Genomic DNA, 17,648 nt, shown 5'->3' with positions numbered 1-17,648 from the left:
ATATGGCGATCGAATCAAATGAAGCAGGGTCCGAAACCAACCTTACTAGTCCTCTTTTATGGGAGGGTTTAGGTGTTGGTATTTTTGCCTTAGCTGCAGGTGCATTGCTCATAGCAGAACGAATGGGCTGGATATCCAAAGACGTTTCATGGGGATTCCCCCTGATTTTGTTTGTCTTTGGCATTGTTACCATTGCACGTGCCCTACGAAGAAAATGAAAGCCAACCCAAAAAGAAGCCAACTCTAAGTTGGCTTCCTCCCCAAATTTAATACTTACTATTTACTCTAAATCTCATGATTAAAATTACTGGGCTTGATGAGCTAAGCCAAGAACTAAAAAATGCAGAAATGGCACTTGAAACTTTGGATGGCGAGCTCGGCACAGTAACCTTTGATGCCAATGACCCTGCAAGTATTGAAGCCGCGATCTTAAGTGTTGAGACGATAATCAATGAAAAGCTCGGGGAGTATGCTGACAACTCCTTTATTGGCCCACTCGCCGAACAGATGAAAGAGCATTATCGAGAGGCAATTATCGATCGGGCAGCCGCAATACGTTTAGGGAGTACAGATGTCTGACGATTTAGATTTATTCCTACAAATCAATAATGCAATTCTTGATATACAAGCCGCACAGCAACAATCATTTGAGCGGCCATTAAAAGCGCTCGTGCGCCTTTTACATCATCCTAGTTTGGAGGAAATAAATCGCTCACTAATTACCAATGTGGATTTCGACGCCTTCATACATGAAAGTGAAACGACTGGTGGAAGCATGGTCGGCAGTCATCAACTTGTTTGGCCGGATGAACCTGAAAAAATTCTAGGTCTGACTTTAATATTGTTGGACAAATTTGCAGCTGACCCAGACTATGCACTTAATTTTTGCAATCAATTTTTCTACTCAGGTCGAAAAGTAATCGCTGGACTACAAGCATTCACCCGACAAGTAATAATTCCATTCGCTAGGGACTATAAAACTTATGTCATAAATCATGGGAGCCTTAGTCCAAAGCTAATGCAATCAAAATCGAATAAAATTTTTATCGTTCATGGTCATGATGGCGAAGCACGGGAAACCGTTGCTCGATTTCTCAGCAGTATAGGGTTAAATCCGATAATTCTTCACGAACAGGCCAATAGAGGGCGTACGGTTATTGAGAAGGTTGAAGCCAATAGTGATGTAAGTTTTGCCGTTGTTCTCCTTACCCCAGACGATTTAGGTAAAGCGAAAAACGATATCGAGTTAGAACCGCGTACTAGGCAAAACGTGCTTCTAGAACTAGGCTACTTCATTGGTAAGTTGGGGCGTGAAAATGTATGTGCCCTTAAGCGAAGCGAGGTAGAGATACCAAGTGATTTTGCCGGTGTTGTATGGGAAGCCATGGATGTAGGAAATGGCTGGAAGACGGCCCTAGGCCGAGAGCTAAATGCCGCAGGTCACAATATTGACTGGAACAAAGTAATGAAGTAAATGCTCTGTTTAGTGAGTATTCGCATGAAGGTTGGCATTAGTTAGCAAAGCAAAGTTGCCACCTAGTCGCATCTCAACAGTGCCACCTATTCGCATTAGTTAATGCTGGCGTCACTTCGTATTAATTTCAGTCCACGTCAAAGTATCCAAAATACCGCCGCTCCCTCGCGAAATATTTATTGAAGGGGGGAACTCAAATCTAGTTTCTAGATAATCAAAATCTATCGGGTACTGGAGTTGGCAATACCAACCATCTTTGTCAACTGAAAACCAAGGAACTGAAGTGGGCTTATTACCAATTTCAATTAAAGCGTAAATGATAGGTTCTAGGTGTGCGAATGGCTTTAGCCTTTCTAACGATGAAGATAGAATTTTGGTTTTCATGGATTGAATGACTCGCTTCAAATTGTTAGCACTTCAAGATACTACCAAGTGATATCCGCTTTTGGCCGAAAGCAGACATTGACCAATGCGCATCAGTGGCAACTTTGCGATGCTATTCGGTAGCAATTTTTATGCGAATACTCAGTTTAGATCAATTTTTCTGCTCGCAAAGATTTAACGTACGTAAAAAAGCATTGCTCCCAAATATAGGATATCGAGAATGAGTATTACTTGGTGGGAAAAAACTGTTGAGTATAAATTTGTAGTAAGTGTAATGGCAATGGAGAGGATGTTTCTTTCTCCACTTGACGGAACGCACGAACAAGCGGGTGATGCAATTTTTTCTAAAAATGAAAAATGGATCTTGATTGAGTTTAAGAAAGATCAAATCTCCATTAATAGTGAGAAAGCAAAATTTATAAATTACACAAACGCTAGGCAAGCGTTATCGAATAGCGATGGTCACCATTTGATCGTATTTGGATCCAAGGGAGATAAGACCCGTCCAAGTATCCTACTGAACTACCAGACTTATTTCAGTTCCACCAAAAAGAACGACGTTAATGAAGTATTAGCGAGCGGAATAGAATTTAAATCTTTTAAGCATTATGTTGAGAGCTTTGCAAAATTTAAAAAGGCTTCAAATGGTGGGGGCGGGTTAAGCATGAATGATTTTAGTTTGGTTGCCGGCATCAATAGCGATGGAAGTATTTCACAATATTTATCGCTATCAGAATTTCAACGGCAACTTAACATGGAACTCTTGCACGAAAAAGAACTGAATCGCGATCGCGGTTATGAACGTTGAACTTACCTCGAAAATAGTCGGAAACAATTCGAGATTTAGTCAGCTCAATAAACTAATAAATTTTGATCGTTTAGATCCAGCTTTCGGCATACACATAGTGCTTAGCGTTAACGTCATTAGTGTACGGCGATTAAAATTTCAAGTTCACATGAATGGATAGCAGTCTTTACCCGGCAGCAGAAGAGAATACGCTCTCTGAGAAAATCGGATATATCATCCTGACATCACATTCAGCTTTTATGATTTTTGTATAGATCAGAGCCAAACTCTCTACCGACGGGCAAGACCTTCCCCCATATTTCATTACCGAATTGTAGAGGGTCATTGAATTTATCCGGTCGTCTTATATCGAGAGTTGAGCTTTTATGCTCAGCAACTAGACGGGCATAGAGAAATCTTTTTTGAAATCTTCTCCTCATATTTGGCTGTCCTTTATCACTTATATCTTGATTATTCGCATTCACTTCGCGTGTAAGCATAGCGATTAGCTTTAGCATCATTCAATGCATGATGATCTTTCAGTTTCCTCTCGATAAAGAACCGATGCAAAGCCACGGGATCAATATATGGATAGATATTCTCACCTGAAATCCACTCAGGAATATCATTACCGATCAAATCACAGAATAGAATCCAATCTCCTTCGTAGTCGTATGAAATGATAATTGGAGCTTCCTTCTCATATTTATTAAGCCATTCAATTAAACGCATCTGCAATTGTGATCGATCATATAAGACGCCTGGCAGATGACATAATTGAGGAAGGACTATGGCAAGAACGAAATTGTTACAGCGGCTCAGATCTACTGGAAGCTCAGCATAAAATTCATCTTCCCCACACTCTGCAACCAAACCAATACTTATCAGCTCAGGGTTAACGAAATCACTAAATTCTGTATCAATAAAAATTCGCATTGTATAAAGCCATCTTTCGATATGTAAGCCACTACAAGACCCGCATGAGTGCGACATCATTTTTTTTGTAAAAGTACTGTCGACAACCATCTATGGAAGGGCCAGAAATTGGCACGATTCCTTCTGTCATTAAATTCTTGATGATAAATTTTGGCGAAGTATTGCGAAGCTTTGCGAGTTGCGCCGAAGATATGTATTTATCCTCAAATTCATTTAGGGCTGCAAGGGTAACAACTCTGTATTTCCTTCTCCCAGATTTTTGCGTTAGCGATTGCAACAATCCTGAGCCGGCAAGATGATAAATAACCTGTTGTTTGAACCCCAATTTCTTGGCTAATTGGGGAAGAGTCCATTGCTCATCTCCCTGGCATAAAGTGAAACGAGATCGCCAATCATAGTATTCCGTACGATCCAGTAGGACCCCCGCAATACCATCTTTCGATTCCGGCGTACCGATGGTTGATATATCACCGGAAAGAATCGCACGCATCATTAAAACAAATTCTTTTCCTGAAGCTATGTGGCTCTTTAACACGGACCCCATTGAAATGGGCGTATTTTCGGGCGAGTGCAATTTTTTAGGAATAGATAAGGTCTCGACCAATTTCTGAACTTGGGTTTTACAAAATATTCGTATACCTCTTTCGCGTGTTTCATCCAAAATGCCTGCCCCTACTAGGTCATTCGTACGTCTGCGCGATAGGTTTAATATGGCGATCACATCAGTGAATGTGAGCATATTCGTCCGATAGTACTTAGCTTTATTAAGCGAACTTCGCTCAATGACGAGATAACTCCGTTTATTAGTTTTGATACTGTAACCAACCAAAATCTCTTTCTGTACCAGGTCGGCAATAACCGCTCTCTTAACCCCTAAAATCTTTGCTGCAAGTGTTCCTGGCATGTAACGCTGTTCTACTCTCTGTTCTCTAGTCGCCCAGCTATTTCTGCGGTCCAGTAGTCGCGCACCATACTTCGCCAAATAGTCTTGAAGTTCTCTTGCGATGAAATCAAGTTCCCCGTTCTTTCTGGCCTGTTTGCGAACTAGTCTCGAAAATTTAGCAAATTGCTTTGCTGTTTTTGTTCTCAGATCAAATGAGATGTTTTCTTTTAAGAACTCGTAAAAGTTGAATGGCCAATTCGTTATTGCAATTGAGGTAAGTCGGGTCATTTTGTGTGCATCACTCACCTTGCTAAATTTAGCTAGGCCGGTACCTAAATTTTTTCCTCTATCTACATAAGTACCAAATGTAAATATCAAACGCACTAACGCATGAAGATTCAGCACTTTTAGCGTATCTATTTCCGTATTCCCTTCCCAGGAAGCTTGAAGACCACATTCGTAAAGGATTCTCTTTGATATAGCAGCGCATAACTGGGATTCGTCAGTCAGAACATCGGCACTACGCCAACTAAGTATTGAGGAACCACATCTACAATGGGTAAGACTGGGACGGTCCCATGTTAGGTAAGCATTGCATTCAGGGCACTGATCACGAAGTAGATGCCGATGAACATGACAGACGGTATAGAAGATATGTTCCCATTCAATCCTCCAGAATGGATATTCGATAAGGCAGTCGGGACAACAACGTGAAAGCTTTCCCAGATAGTGGTGATGACTTAGGTCTCCTGACAAAAGCGCCGCTCCCCGCTCTCGAAGCCATGACGGTATCCTGCCATGCACAGAGACTCCTATCATGGTACGTAACCGTCGGACCTCTTCAGGCAGTTCTTTTAACCAACCCATGCCTGGCCAACCATAAGCCGTACTCAATCTAAGAAGATAGCCTCTCAAGCTTTCCCCTTGTTCTGCCTTTATTGGATGCAGTGTTGATCTCTTCATGAGCGATAACGAGCGCGTACACTTCGAACATGTACTGGCGCCGGTGCAAACGGCTCACCAATTTGATTCAATTGCCTGAATTGGAAAGCTTTGTTGAAGGGATTAAGCGACTTCAGACCGTCCTTCCAAATTACATCGATAAAGGTTTGTTCAAATATAGTCGCATCCAATTTGCTCGCTTTTTCGATAACCATTAACTCATAAGCTGCCGTGATCAACGGGCGTAGATAACCGATAAGACCATTGCTCGCAAAGTAAAGCCGCCTGGCCATATCCACATCTGCGAGTTTTGATAACTCGCTGGTAGGAAGCGATTTATCGATCTGATGTACTAACGCTCGAAACTCCCGCTCTCCCTCCATTGTGTCTAATGAGAATGCAGATAGCTTCAGACGAGATGAAAACCGACGACGCAGTTGTTCGTTAACCTGAAGAATCCCCTCACATCGTGGCAAGCCCATCAGCAAACAGGGCACGCTAGCATCATCAATGAAGCGTTTCAGCCAATCGGACACGGCAATAAGTGAATCAAATTTCCCATGGTCGAGAAAATGTTGAAATTCATCTAGGACTAGAAATTCAACATTGCGCCGCCTTAATAGATCAAGAGCTCGATTTCGCTTTTCGGCCGCCGTTCCTTTGAAAAACAATGGATCTCCAAGCGCCATTAACATCGCCTCCGCGAGCCCTTTCAAAGATGGAATGGCGGGTGTTTCTACAATTAGAACCGGAATAGGACCTATGACATCATCTGGATTAAGCCTTGGCGGATACAGTGACGCGAAGTGCTGTGCCAGCCAGGTCTTTCCAGTTCCCGATTCGCCAACCAACAATGTATGTCGAGGCTCCGCACCCTGTTGCGAGAACTCGATGGCCTTTCTCAAACGAGACATCACTTTTGTAAAACCGCTGTGAGGTATTAGAATGTTCTCCACCGCCCTGAGTTCATCGAAGAAGCCTATAGCATCTTTGTGCTTTCTCATGATTGACTACCCTTTGTTTTAGAACGACGTGTGAAGACGGCAGAGCCGAAGTCTGGCAACTCATCGTTCTCGATATGAGCGGAGGGGGGTGGCGGAGCCCTGCGAACGTTTTCCTTGGCAATTGAATCATCAAGAAAGTTCGGCTGTTTTTTTTGTTTAATAGCTTTTATTCTGGCGCTTCGCTGCCGAATACGTTGGGATTTGTCGATTGATAACTCATCAATGAACTGGCGAATTTCATGCTTGGCTCGGGCGAGCGAAGTGATGTCAATAACGCCGGCGTTTGTGTCACGTGCGCGAATTCCGATTAGACGGTGTTGCTCCATTGTTAGGCCACGCGCGTAATCTTGCGCTAATGCAGGAACTGCTATGGTTTGTTTTGTTAACGGGTCAATGACGTGAATGACCGAGATATCGTCAAAGTAAAATCTAACTTGAAACTTCTTCTTTTCGCCGTGCTGACGGCGGAGCACTAAGAGTGCATTGTCGTTGTATCGGATATTGTGCAGCTCAATACCGTAATGCCAGATAACGCGCTCGCATGTACGTCCCAGAGAAACGTCCAGCCTATTCAAATCTGTCAACAGTTTAGGTGGCACAGATTTGGCGCCATCTTGCCATTTTTTATAGGGGGACGTGTTGATGCCTCGGTGCAGTTGTCGTGCATATATATCGACAATCCATTTGTGCAAGAGCCTCATCAACTTGTCAAAGGTAACTAAGGCATGTTTTTGCGGATCATAGTCTTCCCGATGAAACCATTTAGGGAAGCTATGCCCTGGTATCTCTCTTGAAAACTGGTAATTGAGCGTCTTCAAAAACCGCTCTACAGAACCTTTGTAATAAGCCTGTCTTTTGGGGCAGTATTGCATTGACACACCAACCTCCAGCGCGACCCGCTCAAGCTCTTTGCTGTGAAATTCAAGCCCGTTATCACAAACGAGCGTTTCAATATGTCCGTGACATGGCCAATCTCCTTCTATCTCCGGATAGCTTTCCTTGATGTATGTTTTGGGAGTTAAAGCATGTCTGAGACAGGCGAATACGGCTTCTAATGACGGGCCAGAGAATCCGACATGCAATCCGACCAACATCTTTGAGTATTTATCGATGGCCACCGTAACGGTTGGTCTCCCCGACGGCAAGCCTGTCACGTCGTCGATAATAAAGAGATCGAGAGGGGTATGGTCAATTTCCACACATTCGAGAATACGAGTTGCTCTAATTCCTTGACCACTCGTCCGGTACTTCATTTGTGCATAGCGGGCACCGAAACGAGCGGCTGTCTTTTCATAGTGGTCTAGACTAGCGATAGCACGATTGATCGTCGACTTACTTGGCACCGGTAGTTTCTCTCTTTCATCGAGGAACTCATTTAACTTGTTGATGCGATAGACGACTTCATAGAATACTGTCTCGCCTGAGTTTCTTTGTTCTGATAGATAAATTTCATCGATCACGTCTTGTACAACTGTGCATGTACCAGGATGAAGTCTGCTTCCCAAACCACCCTTACGATCATGTCTATCTATGAGCGCGCGATAATCGCCATGATGACGTAACAACTCTCGATGCCATCTATATACAGAAATTGATGATGGAGGATTTACATCATTAATGCTCTTCGCAAATTCAGATATCTGTTGATCGAGAATGTCTTTTGTTGATACAAAAGGACCCATCCCAAGAATGAAGTCGAGGTATCTCTTTTTTCGTATTGCATTCGCTTGAATTGGCTCTGCGAAAGTTGAAATTGAACGGTTCAATGGCAACTCCGGGATCTGCTTTTCTGACAATTTTTCTACAAAAATAATTCTCTTGTCCGCATAACCTTTTAGAAGTTCTTCTATAGAAGTTCGAATCAATGTTCCGTCCGTCAAGCTTTCAAGTTGTACCTGACTGTCTTCAAGCATCCGTTCAATTTTGAACATTTGAGAATCAATCTTTAGAGATGTACCGACTTTAAAAGAGAAAGTCTTCATACGAATCTCCTTTAGCGGAAGTCGAGAAAATTGTGCCAGCTCCCACTTCAACTTTTAGATCACAGATTAAGAGTCCTTCGTTAATTAACATCCATACTGTCTCGCAACTTCCGAAAAGAATTCGGACCTCGTCAAAAGAAATGGCGTCTCTACCAGTAAATTGCTCAGCAAAGCGCAGCCGCTGAAATTTTGTCAATGGTTTGCATCGATAGCGCATCATCATGCGCAAGTTGTCGAGCAAATCAGACTGGCGAATTTGTATTTCGGTAAGAACACGGAACGATTTTCCATGTGCGGAAAAATGTTCGAAGATGCATTCGAAGCGACGTTGCTCTTCTATGTCTTGTAGTTTTTCCATAGGCTTTACTTCGATTAACAATAGCTCTTCGTTGGCTAGTGTTAGTTCAAAGTCCGGCGTATACCTACGCGTCTTTCCAGCCAACGTGTAATACGTTTTGAATGGTTGTTCTCTGTACGCAAGAACACCAGGGGAGAACTCAAACAGATACACTGCATCACGCTCAAGCTGACTCTCCCAGTGAATCATTCGGCCCATTTTTTGCGAAGGGAACTTTCCGCGCACAGAACCAAATGAGCGCCCAACCGGTTCACGTGCACGTATTCTCTGGTTTCCCAAGGCGGGTGTGGCCGATTCCGAGCGAGATACAAAATCGTTAGGCATAGCATTCCCCGCATCGCCATAAATGGACCAAAACTGATCCATTCCTCGGCGAAAACTTGTTCATCGAAGATGAGTAGGGGGCTTGACCGCGGGAAGGAAGAGGACAATACTAGAATTTCCACGTTCAGTACTATCTGCATCACCCAGCGGGACAGCCCATCAAAGGTTCGTCCCGTTTGTTTTTCTACATAGTGTTCTCCATTGCTTTACCTTCGCTCACAGCTTCAAAATCGCATTGATCGCACTTATCTGTGCCGGCCTTAGCTTGCCTATTAAGCTCATGATCTGCCAAACCATTTCATGTTCGCTCTCGTTAGCTTCAGAAGGGATCCGATAAAGCCTTTGCGAGAATTGCACCGCTTCTGACAAGGCCTGGCACTCTTGTTGATCAAGGTTTAGTTCTTTCTCAAGCCGCTGTACAAAACTACTAGTAGGAGACTTCTTACCACGAGCCATCGCGCTCAGATATGACGGATCAACTCCGGTCATATAGGCGACCTGCTTTTGTAGCATTCCGCGAGACCGACAAATGCCGTTTAAAAACGCTGAAAATGGCGTCATGATCAGCCCAACCTTGTTAATTTAATTGAATAAATCTTAGCAAGATTCAGACGAAAACACAAAATTCCTTTTAAAATCAACATGTTGCTATAATTTTGCTATAAAAATGCAACATAGAAAATTACCCAACATCCGCCATTAGGCGCGCAAAGAGATTGCGTGTTTTAGCGAAATAAATTCGCCATCAGCGAATTTATTCTTGCATTTCAACTTTGCCCCGTATATATTGGCCGGGTAGTAAAGAGAAACCTCGAAGTAGTTTGAGCATTTGCTCTCGACAGCAGGTAATCGCTGTCAAAACCATGCCTCGGTCTACTATCCGGACACGTCGAATCATCGAAATATCCGGTATTGACTGAATGCATACCTGATCGCCGAGGGCGGCGATCAGGTCAAGAATGGATGAAGGGTATTCGGGACGGTCTCTCTAAGTTAAAAAAGGGCGAGGGGGAAGCGAAGCTTCCACATTAGTCACCCGACTAATGTCTTTTTTAACTATAGGAACCATATGGTAACTAAAACTACAGTCCGCCCGACGCACGGGAAGAAGTCAAAAGAAGGCACCGGGCCTTGCATTCAAGTTGAACGCAAAAACGGTGCAACCAAACTCCTCAAAGCCAGTTTGCGCTGGTTGCTGTTACGTCCATCGGTGTGGAATTTCTGCATCGTTACTGTGCCGGAATACGCAGAGAAAGCTTGGTCTTATATGCGAGAGTTTTTCTCGCATGCCGACTTCTAACTGTGCGCCCTTCCATTATTGAGGAAAGACCATCATGTTAAGCAATGCACTTAAAGTTATACGTCAGTATCACAACCTGAATCAAACGCAGTTAGCTGGGAAGTTGTCGATTTCAACCTCTTATCTTTCCGAACTAGAGTCAGGTAAGAAAGAACCATCTTTGGATATTCTCAATAAATATTCCGAGGTCTTCAATGTGCCGCTTTCATCACTTGTCGTATTTTCGGAGACCTTAGATGGTTCTCAAAATATGAATAAAGCACGCGCATTTATTTCAAAAAAAATGCTGAAAATACTTGAATGGATTGCAGATAGCGATGACGAAGAATCCAACCAGAGGATCAAAAAAGTATGATCTGGAGAGCTCTCCACTTTACCGTTTGTCCAACAAACGTAAGCTCGCAGATTTACTGGGAGTAGAGCCAAGTAAAATATTGGGGTTAAAGAAATCCGCTATTTGCTCTCAATATAAAATATTCAAAGACAAACAGACTTCTCGTTTTATCACCGAACCGCATAGCGACCTACTATTGGTCCATCGGCGACTACTGGATTTACTCACACGTATACAGTGTCCTCCCTATCTTCATTCAGCGAGAAAGAAGCATTCATATAAGACGAATGCTGAAGCTCATCAACATTCTTCTGCTGTTCTCAAAATCGACATACGAAAATTTTTCCCGTCGGTAAAATTTCATTATGTTTATGATTTTTTTAAAAACGAGATGTCTTGTGCTCCAGATATTTCAACAATCCTTGCAAAGCTCTGTACGGTCACAACATTAAAGTTCGGAATCCATTTACCAACTGGTAGCTGTATAAGTCCACTTCTTTCTTTTCTCGTTAATAAAGTGATGTTTGACGAGATAGACGCGCTATGCCGCGCACATGATTGCAAGTTTACTTTGTATGTCGACGATATGACGATATCTGGCGACAAAGCTTCGAGGGCGCTACTGACTTCTATCGCAATGATTATTCACCGGTTCGGCTACGGATACCACAAAATAAAAACATATCATCAAGTACCAACGGTTATTACAGGCCTAGTGGTCTATAAAGGTATGTTGCGTCTACCTCATCGTCGAGCCAAGCTTGTAAGAGTCGCTAGCCAAGCATTAGCTCAGGCAGTAAGTGGATCTATGAGGAAGAAGCTTCTAGGCAGTTTGATAGGGCGCTTATCTGAGGCCGAGCAAATCAACCCACTCTACAAAGTCCGCAAGGAAGTTTTATTGACTCGCTACAAATCAGAATGGCAGACGATTATGGATGAGAGAGTAGAAAAAAGTCTAAAAGTGCGAGGCACTAAATCGAAGTAAATAAATAATCAAAAACCATCTGTCTCTGAATGCATGTCGAAGAGTTCAAGAAAAATAAAAAAGCCCAGCACATGCTGGGCTTTTTTGAATCTAGATGTTTTCATCAACCATGAAAAAAAGTTTTCACGGGAATGACTTAATTTTCATCTTCTATGGCTTCCTACAATACCAAATCAAATATCAATATTCCCCGCAGAAAGCGCATTCAACTCAATAAACGCCCGACGCGGTTCCACGTCATCGCCCATCAAGGTAGTGAAGATCTGATCCGCAGCAATCGCGTCTTCGATCTGCACTTTTAACAAGCGGCGTACAGCTGGGTCCATCGTTGTTTCCCACAGCTGTTCTGGATTCATTTCACCCAGACCTTTGTAGCGTTGTTTGCCGACGTTGCGTTCTGCTTCGCTGCGCAGCCAGTTCATCGCCTGGTGGAAGTCGCCGACTGCCGATACTTTGGCTTTGTCGCCGGCGCCACGTTGCACGATTGCGCCTGGGCCGATGAGGCCTTTGAAGGTTGCTGCGGCAGCTGCCAGTACGGTGTAGTCAGAGCCGTTGACGAAGTCGGTGTCTATGCTGCTGACTTTGACGTTGCCGTGGTACATGCGCTGGATGCGCAGTGTGTGTTTGTCGGACAGCTCATCCGATTTCACACTGACAGTGACCGATGGTTCGTTGATGCCGTCTTGCAGGCGCTGTGCCGATTCTTGTGCTGCGCTTACCGAGCTCAGGTCCAACGTGACGCCGGTCATGATGGCGGTGAGGGCGGCGCCGTCTACTGCGCGGGTGAGGCGGTTGATGATGGCGTTGGCCATGTTGTACTGGCGAACCAGCTCGGCCAGTGCGTCACCAGCAATCGCTTGTGCACCTTCAGCAGGAATCAGTGCTGCGTCGTTCAATGCGATTTGCATCATGTAGACGGCTTCTTCCACGTCATCTTTCAGATAACGTTCGTCCTTGCCATGCTTGACCTTGTACAGCGGCGGTTGCGCGATGTAGACGTGGCCGCGCTCTACCAGTTGCGGCATCTGACGATACAGCAGGGTGAGCAGCAGGGTACGAATGTGCGCGCCGTCGACGTCAGCATCGGTCATGATGATGATGCGGTGGTAGCGCAGTTTTTCGATGTTGAATTCGTCGGCACCGATGCTGGTACCCAGCGTTGCGATCAAAGTTGTGATCTGTTCACTGGCCAGCATTTTTTCAAAACGGGCTTTTTCAACGTTGAGAACTTTACCGCGCAGTGGCAGGATGGCCTGGAATTTACGGTCGCGACCTTGCTTGGCCGAGCCGCCCGCGGAGTCACCTTCGACTACGTAGAGTTCGCACAGTGCCGGATCTTTTTCCTGGCAGTCGGCCAGCTTGGCGGAGAGGCCGAGGCCGTCCATGACGCCTTTGCGACGGGTGAGGTCGCGCGCTTTACGTGCTGCTTCACGGGCACGTGCTGCCTCCACGATTTTGCCGCAGATGATTTTGGCGTCGTTTGGTTTTTCCTGCAGGTAGTCAGCCAGTGTCTTCGCAACAATTTCTTCGACCGGGCCACGCACTTCGCTCGATACCAGTTTGTCTTTGGTTTGCGAGCTGAATTTCGGTTCAGGTACTTTGACTGACAGCACGCAGGTCAGGCCTTCGCGCATGTCGTCGCCACTGATTTCCACTTTCGCTTTTTTTGCGAATTCGTGTTCGTCGATGTATTTGTTGATGACGCGTGTCATCGCCGCGCGCAGGCCGGTAAGGTGAGTACCACCGTCGCGTTGCGGAATGTTGTTGGTGAAGCAGAGCACTTGTTCGTTGTAGGCGTCGTTCCATTGCATGGAGACGTCCACCGTGATGTTGGTGCCTTGATCCGACAAACGTTCGCCGGTTGCCTGGAAGATGGTCGGGTGCAGGACGCTCTTGGCTTTGTTGATGTATTCAACGAAGCCACGGGTGCCGCCTTCGAATGCGAAGTCTTCTTCCTTGCCGGTGCGCTGATCGCTGAGTTTGATGTGCACACCATTGTTGAGGAAGGACAGTTCGCGGATACGTTTGGCCAGGATGTCGTAGTGGAATTCGACGTTGGTGAAGATTTCTTCATCTGCCCAGAAGTGCACTTCGGTACCGCGCTTGTCGGTATCACCGACAACTTTGATCGGCGATACGACCATGCCGTCGATGGTTTCGACTTCACGGTTTTGCGGCACGCCGCGCACGAATTCCATTTCATGCTTTTTACCATCGCGACGGATGGTCAGACGCAGCAGCTTGGACAAGCCGTTAACGCAAGACACACCCACGCCGTGCAAACCGCCGGAGACTTTGTATGAGTTCTGATCGAATTTACCGCCGGCGTGCAGTTCGGTCATGACGATTTCTGCCGCGCTGCGTTTAGGTTCGTGCTTGTCATCCCATTTGATACCGGTCGGAATACCGCGGCCGTTATCGGTGATGGAGATGGAGTTGTCGGAGTGGATGGTGACGTGGATTTCGGTGCAGTGACCGGCCAGCGATTCATCGATGGAGTTATCCAGAACTTCAAACACGCAGTGGTGCAGACCGGTACCGTCCGACGTATCACCAATGTACATACCTGGGCGCTTGCGCACCGCTTCCAGCCCTTCGAGGATCTGGATGGAGGACGCACCGTACTGAGCGGATTGCGGCTGTGGGGCGTTGTCGTTAGGGATCGCGGACATGGTTACCTTTAATAACGGTTACTAAGTCATAGACCTGCTGTGGGAGCGTGGAAGGAAGGCGGGTTTGAATACCTGGCGGTTACTCAAAGAGGCTGACCTGTCCGGTTGCTCCTGAAGGAAAGGAACTGGCTTGCGCGGCTTACGCGCTGGCTGGCTTGACCTCACACATACGGGCTGATGACTTAACTACAAAAAATTGCTGCAAAACTAATTACTACCGCAGCAAAGCCGGACCATCTTTATTCAGTGCAACAAAACAAAGACAGTGCGTGCTTTGCGATCTTTTCTACATGGGGGCAAAGCGCTGTTTTTAAAGCGTTTTATCCCCTTTTTTACCTCTGGTTATGGGTCTTAAATACGCATCGGCATGACAACGTATTTGAAGTCCGGATTGTCCGGCACGGTGATCAGTGCGGACGAGTTGGCATCGCCGAGGGCGATGTTGATGCTGTCGCCTTTGAGGTTGTTCAATACGTCCAGCAGGTAGGTCACGTTGAAACCGATATCGACGCTATCGCCGCCGTAATCGATTTCGATTTCTTCGACGGCTTCTTCCTGGTCGGCATTGGTCGAGCTGATTTTCATGCTGCCCGGGCTCATGATGCAACGCACGCCCTTGAACTTGTCCGAGGTCATGATCGCAGCACGTTGCAGCGAACGCAGCAAAGCATCGCGGCCGATGGTGAAGTTGTTCTTGTAACCCTTAGGTACGACGCGGGTGTAATCCGGGAACTTGCCTTCTACCAGTTTGGAGATCAGTTCGATGTCGCCAAAGGTCAGCTTGACCTGGTTGTTGGCGATTTCCAGATCGACTGGCTGATCGTTTTCTTCCAGCAGGCGTTGCAGTTCGATGATGGTTTTGCGCGGGATGATGACTTCCTGACGTGGGAATTCCTGCTCGGTAGCAACCTGGCAGAACGCCAGACGGTGACCGTCGGTTGCGACAGCGATGACGTTCTTGCCGTCAACGACCAGCAACAAACCGTTGAGGTAGTAACGGATGTCTTGCTGCGCCATCGAGAAGTGCACCATGTTGAACAGGTGCTTCAGAGTTTTTTGCGGCAGCGTGACTTTGGCGTTGTATTGCTCAGCCTGGGCCACGGTAGGGAATTCTTCAGCAGCCAGGGTCTGCAATGCAAAACGGGATTTGCCCGATTGCACGGTCATGCGCTTGTTAGCGAGTGTCAGCGAAACGTCGCCGGAATCCGGCAGCGCGCGCAAGATGTCGAGCAATTTACGCGCAGCAACCGTGGTCGATGCAACATCGTTGCCGCTACCGACTTGTGCGTGCGTGGTGATCTGCACTTCAATGTCGGTCGACAGGAAAGAGACTCTCTCGCCATCCTTGCGTATGAGGATATTGGCCAGAATCGGCAATGTGTGCCGACGCTCGACAATACCACTCACAATCTGCAGCGGACGTAACAGCGCGTCTCGTTGGGTTTTGACCAATTGCATAGTTAGATCCTTATCGATAGTTAAACGAATACGGTATTCAGTGAAACCCATGCCTGATGCACTTTATCGGCACTCTATATTTAGAGACTGATTTCGCGCACGTCGACCGGCATTCTTTTTGGCCTTCATTCTATTTCCGCCTGGATAAATACAGAGGGAAGAGAACGCGGCATTTTTAACCGGAGGCATACTCTACAACACCCCGTATTTTGACAGAAACACCTGTCTAAAAGCCGATTTGCCGCGATTTTGTCCTTCTTCTTACTTATGCACCGGATATCCACCACTTATCCCACGGATATCCACAAAGTTATCCACAGGCTGATAGGCAGCAGCGATTTCGGTGCTTAACCCTTCAAGGTTTGCTCGAGCACGTGCAACTCATGGTTGCATTCCGGGCTCTTGCCGCGATCCGCCGCGATCTTGCGAACCGCGTGCAAGACCGTCGTGTGGTCGCGTCCGCCAAACAGCTCGCCGATTTCGGGCAAACTCTTTTGCGTTAATTCTTTAGCAAGGTACATCGCAATCTGCCGTGGTCGCGCAATATTCGCAGGACGTTTTTTGGAGTACATATCCGCCACTTTGATATTAAAAAAGTCAGCCACGGTCTTTTGGATGTTCTCTACCGAGATCTGACGATTTTGCACCGATAACAAGTCTTTTAATGCATCCTTGACAACTTCAATCGTGATGTCTTTGCCATGAAAACGGGAGTAAGCAAGAATCTTGCGCAGTGCGCCTTCCAGCTCACGGACGTTGGAACGTAAATGTTTGGCAACAAAAAACGCTACGTCATCGGAGAAGGTCACACCTTCCTGCACCGCTTTTTTGAGCAAAATAGCAACCCGCATTTCCAGTTCCGGCGGCTCGACGGCAACCGTCAAACCCGAATCAAAACGTGAAATCAGGCGATCATCCATACCCGTAATCTCTTTCGGATAGGTGTCGCTGGTGATGATGATTTGCTTCTTGGCAGCGATCAGCGCTTCAAACGCATAGAAGAATTCTTCCTGCGTGCGGCTCTTGCCGCCAAAGAACTGGATGTCGTCGATCAGCAACAGATCAAGTGAGTGATAGTAGCGCTTGAAGTCATCAAAACCCTTACGTTGGTAAGCGGTCACTACGTCGCGAACGTATTGCTCTGCGTGGATGTAGCGGATTTTGACATCAGGATTGTCGGCCAGCACCTGGTTGCCGATGGCGTGTATCAAATGCGTCTTGCCGAGGCCGACGCCGCCATATAAGAACAGCGGGTTGTACGAGCTGCCGGGATTATTCGCGACCTGGATTGCCGCCGCGCGCGCCAATTGGTTGGCCTTACCGGTGACGAAACTGTCAAATGTCAGCGCTGTATTAATACGACTCTGATCGCGACGCGGAGTCGATTCGCTGGCATTCGACGGAATCGGTTCGAGCACGCTGGCCGGCACGTCGTCGGATTGCGCCGGTGCAACACTAGCCGATGTAGCCGGCTTGCGCGGTGAGGCCAGACGCGGGTCAAGTACGAACTGTACGTCCACCGGCATTTCCCAGAATTGGGTCGCCAGGCTGGTGATGCGGCTCGCGAACTGGGTTTTTACCCAGTCCAGCTTGAAACGATTCGGCGCGGCTATACGCAGCGTGCCATCCTCGTAATCGAGCGGCGCGAGTGGTTTAATCCACGCACTATATTGTTGAGGCGTCAATTCCTGCTCCAACTGGGCGGAGCAGGTCTGCCAGAAATTTTCCATGAATCTTCTACGTGAATTTGTTCGGGGGTGTTGCTGCGGCGCCCAGGGGTGGTCTATTTATATGCCGGGCGGCGCGCCACATGTAGTCCTATTCT

The 17,648-nt window shown here is 46.5% G+C and carries 16 protein-coding genes; 7 read left to right on the top strand and 9 right to left on the bottom strand.

The genetic code is table 11. From position 1 onward, the window contains the following. Positions 1-2: 2 nt before the first annotated feature. The 4 genes from DBR37_RS03285 (at position 3) to DBR37_RS03270 (ending at position 2,666) form a co-directional block, all read left to right on the top strand. On the top strand, positions 3-218 hold the full coding sequence (locus DBR37_RS03285) for a hypothetical protein (protein WP_124572858.1): 216 nt from the start codon (positions 3-5) through the stop codon (positions 216-218). Positions 219-294: 76 nt separating this feature from the next. Further along, complete coding sequence (locus DBR37_RS03280) at positions 295-579, top strand: hypothetical protein (protein WP_124572857.1); 285 nt, start codon at positions 295-297, stop codon at positions 577-579. After that, the gene (locus DBR37_RS03275; RefSeq protein ID WP_124572856.1) at positions 572-1,474 is read left to right on the top strand and encodes a TIR domain-containing protein; all 903 of its coding nucleotides are present in this window, start codon (positions 572-574) and stop codon (positions 1,472-1,474) included. The genes DBR37_RS03280 and DBR37_RS03275 overlap by 8 nt, the downstream gene beginning before the upstream one ends. 604 nt (positions 1,475-2,078) lie before the next feature. After that, positions 2,079-2,666 carry a hypothetical protein gene (locus tag DBR37_RS03270; RefSeq protein WP_124572855.1) on the top strand — a complete coding sequence of 196 codons (588 nt, stop codon included), beginning with the start codon at positions 2,079-2,081 and terminating at the stop codon, positions 2,664-2,666. Positions 2,667-3,116: 450 nt separating this feature from the next. Here DBR37_RS03270 and DBR37_RS03265 read toward each other — a convergent pair whose 3' ends face one another. The 6 genes from DBR37_RS03265 to DBR37_RS03240 all read right to left on the bottom strand — a co-directional run bounded on the left by DBR37_RS03265 (position 3,117) and on the right by DBR37_RS03240 (position 9,635). Continuing rightward, on the bottom strand, positions 3,117-3,581 hold the full coding sequence (locus DBR37_RS03265; protein WP_124572854.1) for a hypothetical protein: 465 nt from the start codon (positions 3,579-3,581) through the stop codon (positions 3,117-3,119). Positions 3,582-3,612: 31 nt separating this feature from the next. Beyond that, positions 3,613-5,427: a TniQ family protein gene (locus DBR37_RS03260; RefSeq protein ID WP_124572853.1), complete on the bottom strand. Its 1,815-nt coding sequence runs from the start codon at positions 5,425-5,427 to the stop codon at positions 3,613-3,615. Beyond that, on the bottom strand, positions 5,424-6,410 hold the full coding sequence (locus DBR37_RS03255) for a TniB family NTP-binding protein (protein ID WP_124572852.1): 987 nt from the start codon (positions 6,408-6,410) through the stop codon (positions 5,424-5,426). Before DBR37_RS03255 ends, DBR37_RS03260 begins: the two co-directional genes overlap by 4 nt. Next, positions 6,407-8,392 (bottom strand): Mu transposase C-terminal domain-containing protein, encoded by a 1,986-nt coding sequence (locus DBR37_RS03250; protein ID WP_124572851.1) that lies wholly within the window; start codon positions 8,390-8,392, stop codon positions 6,407-6,409. The genes DBR37_RS03255 and DBR37_RS03250 overlap by 4 nt, the downstream gene beginning before the upstream one ends. After that, positions 8,373-9,074, bottom strand: a complete 702-nt coding sequence (locus DBR37_RS03245; protein WP_158610218.1) for a TnsA endonuclease N-terminal domain-containing protein — start codon at positions 9,072-9,074, stop codon at positions 8,373-8,375. Before DBR37_RS03245 ends, DBR37_RS03250 begins: the two co-directional genes overlap by 20 nt. 216 nt (positions 9,075-9,290) lie before the next feature. Continuing rightward, complete coding sequence (locus DBR37_RS03240) at positions 9,291-9,635, bottom strand: helix-turn-helix transcriptional regulator (protein WP_124572849.1); 345 nt, start codon at positions 9,633-9,635, stop codon at positions 9,291-9,293. A 508-nt stretch (positions 9,636-10,143) separates the two neighbouring features. Here DBR37_RS03240 and DBR37_RS03235 point away from each other — a divergent pair. Genes DBR37_RS03235 through DBR37_RS03225 form a run of 3 tightly spaced genes read left to right on the top strand, consistent with a single transcriptional unit; the run spans position 10,144 to position 11,693 of the window. Further along, positions 10,144-10,374, top strand: coding sequence for a hypothetical protein (locus tag DBR37_RS03235; RefSeq protein ID WP_124572848.1), 231 nt, complete (start codon positions 10,144-10,146; stop codon positions 10,372-10,374). 34 nt (positions 10,375-10,408) lie between these two features. Beyond that, a complete protein-coding gene (locus tag DBR37_RS03230) occupies positions 10,409-10,729 on the top strand; it encodes a helix-turn-helix transcriptional regulator (protein WP_124572847.1) in 321 nt (106 codons plus the stop codon). Then, positions 10,692-11,693: a reverse transcriptase family protein gene (locus DBR37_RS03225; protein ID WP_124572846.1), complete on the top strand. Its 1,002-nt coding sequence runs from the start codon at positions 10,692-10,694 to the stop codon at positions 11,691-11,693. Before DBR37_RS03230 ends, DBR37_RS03225 begins: the two co-directional genes overlap by 38 nt. 173 nt (positions 11,694-11,866) lie before the next feature. Here the strand turns inward: DBR37_RS03225 and gyrB are convergent, their stop codons facing one another. The 3 genes from gyrB to dnaA form a co-directional block, all read right to left on the bottom strand. Continuing rightward, positions 11,867-14,365, bottom strand: coding sequence for a DNA topoisomerase (ATP-hydrolyzing) subunit B (gyrB, locus tag DBR37_RS03220; RefSeq protein ID WP_124572845.1), 2,499 nt, complete (start codon positions 14,363-14,365; stop codon positions 11,867-11,869). 351 nt (positions 14,366-14,716) lie between these two features. Next, a complete protein-coding gene (gene dnaN, locus DBR37_RS03215; protein ID WP_011979228.1) occupies positions 14,717-15,823 on the bottom strand; it encodes a DNA polymerase III subunit beta in 1,107 nt (368 codons plus the stop codon). 347 nt (positions 15,824-16,170) lie between these two features. After that, complete coding sequence (gene dnaA, locus DBR37_RS03210) at positions 16,171-17,553, bottom strand: chromosomal replication initiator protein DnaA (protein WP_124572844.1); 1,383 nt, start codon at positions 17,551-17,553, stop codon at positions 16,171-16,173. Positions 17,554-17,648 lie beyond the last annotated feature (95 nt).

Source organism: Herminiimonas sp. KBW02, assembly GCF_003852535.1.
Lineage (GTDB): Bacteria > Pseudomonadota > Gammaproteobacteria > Burkholderiales > Burkholderiaceae_D > Oxalicibacterium.
The sequence above is the reverse complement of the archived record's forward strand: the minus strand, read 5'-3'. Positions and strand labels throughout refer to the sequence as shown.

Coding starts and splice junctions, on each gene's coding strand:
- DBR37_RS03285 (WP_124572858.1), top strand. CDS start 3: ATGGCGATCGAATCAAATGAAGCAGGGTCCGAAACCAACCTTACTAGT.
- DBR37_RS03280 (WP_124572857.1), top strand. CDS start 295: ATGATTAAAATTACTGGGCTTGATGAGCTAAGCCAAGAACTAAAAAAT.
- DBR37_RS03275 (WP_124572856.1), top strand. CDS start 572: ATGTCTGACGATTTAGATTTATTCCTACAAATCAATAATGCAATTCTT.
- DBR37_RS03270 (WP_124572855.1), top strand. CDS start 2,079: ATGAGTATTACTTGGTGGGAAAAAACTGTTGAGTATAAATTTGTAGTA.
- DBR37_RS03265 (WP_124572854.1), bottom strand. CDS start 3,581: ATGCGAATTTTTATTGATACAGAATTTAGTGATTTCGTTAACCCTGAG.
- DBR37_RS03260 (WP_124572853.1), bottom strand. CDS start 5,427: ATGAAGAGATCAACACTGCATCCAATAAAGGCAGAACAAGGGGAAAGC.
- DBR37_RS03255 (WP_124572852.1), bottom strand. CDS start 6,410: ATGAGAAAGCACAAAGATGCTATAGGCTTCTTCGATGAACTCAGGGCG.
- DBR37_RS03250 (WP_124572851.1), bottom strand. CDS start 8,392: ATGAAGACTTTCTCTTTTAAAGTCGGTACATCTCTAAAGATTGATTCT.
- DBR37_RS03245 (WP_158610218.1), bottom strand. CDS start 9,074: ATGCCTAACGATTTTGTATCTCGCTCGGAATCGGCCACACCCGCCTTG.
- DBR37_RS03240 (WP_124572849.1), bottom strand. CDS start 9,635: ATGACGCCATTTTCAGCGTTTTTAAACGGCATTTGTCGGTCTCGCGGA.
- DBR37_RS03235 (WP_124572848.1), top strand. CDS start 10,144: ATGGTAACTAAAACTACAGTCCGCCCGACGCACGGGAAGAAGTCAAAA.
- DBR37_RS03230 (WP_124572847.1), top strand. CDS start 10,409: ATGTTAAGCAATGCACTTAAAGTTATACGTCAGTATCACAACCTGAAT.
- DBR37_RS03225 (WP_124572846.1), top strand. CDS start 10,692: ATGACGAAGAATCCAACCAGAGGATCAAAAAAGTATGATCTGGAGAGC.
- gyrB (WP_124572845.1), bottom strand. CDS start 14,365: ATGTCCGCGATCCCTAACGACAACGCCCCACAGCCGCAATCCGCTCAG.
- dnaN (WP_011979228.1), bottom strand. CDS start 15,823: ATGCAATTGGTCAAAACCCAACGAGACGCGCTGTTACGTCCGCTGCAG.
- dnaA (WP_124572844.1), bottom strand. CDS start 17,553: ATGGAAAATTTCTGGCAGACCTGCTCCGCCCAGTTGGAGCAGGAATTG.